This window comes from Phycicoccus sp. Root563 (genome assembly GCF_001427915.1).
Taxonomy (GTDB): Bacteria; Actinomycetota; Actinomycetes; order Actinomycetales; family Dermatophilaceae; genus Pedococcus.
On record NZ_LMGM01000001.1, the window covers coordinates 2,213,369 to 2,214,999 of the forward strand.

The following is a 1,631-nucleotide window of genomic DNA, read 5'->3' on the forward strand; positions in this document are numbered from 1 at the left end:
ACCCTCACGGCCCTCGAGGCCCGCCTCGACACCCCCTCCGCGAAGGGACTGGCGCATGCCGTGTNCCGCGACGATCCGCGACGGGCTCCTCGTCGCCGGCGACCGCCTGCCCCCGATCCGGACCGTGGCGGCCGAGCTGGCCCTGTCGCCGACCACGGTGAGTGCGGCTTGGGCGCTGCTCGCCCGGTCGGGCACCGTGGCCACCGATGGTCGCCGCGGCACCACCGTCCTGGACCAGCGGTCCGGCGGCACCGTCCGCTACCGCGCCGCCCTCGAACGGCCCTCGACCTTCGCCCACGACCTGTCCACGGGCGTCCCGGACCCTGAGCTGCTCCCCGACCTGGGGCAGGCCCTCGCCGGCCTTCGCACCGCTCCGACGACGGGCAGCTACCTCGACGACCCGGTGCTTCCGGCGCTCGCGGAGGTCCTCGTGGCGGACTGGCCGTTCGCCGTGGAGGAGGTCTCCGTCGTCGACGGGGCGATGGATGCGATGGACCTGTTCGTGCGGACCCAGCTGCGGTTCGGGGACCGCGTGGTCGTGGAGGACCCGGGGTTCCCGCCGTTGGTCGACCTGCTCGAGTCCGTCGGCGTGCAGCTCGTCGGCGTCGCCGTCGACGAGGAGGGCCTGGACCTCGTAGCCCTGGAGGCCACCCTGCGCGAACCGGTGGCGGCGGTCGTCCTGCAACCGCGGGCGCAGAACCCCACGGGAGTGACGATGACGTCCCGCCGTGCTGAGCGCATCGCCGCCCTGCTGTCGGGTTCGCCGACCGTGGTCGTCGAGGACGACTCCGCCGCCGGGCTGTCCCCCTCACCGCTCGTCAGCCTCGGGCAGTGGCGCCCCGAGCAGACCGTGCACATCCGCTCGTTCTCGAAGTCGCACGGACCCGACCTGCGCCTCGCCGCCCTCAGCGCACCGGCGCGGATCCTGAACGACCTCAACGGTCGTCGCCAGCTCGGACAGGGCTGGTCGAGCAGGCTGCTCCAGCAGGTGCTGCTCGGACTGCTCACCGACGACGTCGCCACCGCGCAGGTCCAGACCGCCGCGCAGACGTATGCCGCGCGGCGAGCCCGCGTCGTCGACCGCCTCCGCGAGCGCGGGGTCGAGGTGGGCGGGACCGAGGGCATCAACATCTGGGTCCCCGTCCAGGACGAGACGGCCGCGGTCGTCCGGCTGGCCAGCCAGGGAATCGGCGTCGCGCCGGGGACGCCGTTCCGGATCGGGCCGAGCGGACCCGGCGGCCACGTGCGCGCCACGGTCGGGCTCGTCCGCGACGAGGCGGCCCTGGACTCGCTGGCCGACGCGCTCGCCGACGCCGCGAACACCGGCGGATGGAACGGCCGCGCCCGCTGACCCAGCCTGCTGCCCGCTGACCGGCTTGCCGCCACCTGATCCGGGCGGCACGAAGGCCGGGCTGCAGGGTTGCCCGGCCTCCGGCCCGCCGCCCGAAAGCGGACGTCCAATCCCCCGTGACAGGTTCTGACCCCACGCTAGGCGTGGGCGGTCAGGGACAGGATCGTGCAATTCGCGTACTGCTGTACATGGTTTCCTGCGCTGGCGTGGGCAAACCACCTCATCCACGACACTCGCGACGACAGCGGGGCGGGGGACGAGCCGCCCGGCTCGTCCCCCG

1 protein-coding gene is annotated in these 1,631 nt (G+C 74.0%); it reads left to right on the forward strand.

Annotated elements, in window-relative coordinates; translation table 11 throughout:
* The first annotated feature begins 124 nt into the window (after nt 1–124).
* Nucleotides 125–1,351 (forward strand): PLP-dependent aminotransferase family protein, encoded by a 1,227-nt coding sequence (locus tag ASD62_RS10540; RefSeq protein WP_235530773.1) that lies wholly within the window; start codon nt 125–127, stop codon nt 1,349–1,351.
* Nucleotides 1,352–1,631: the final 280 nt, after the last annotated feature.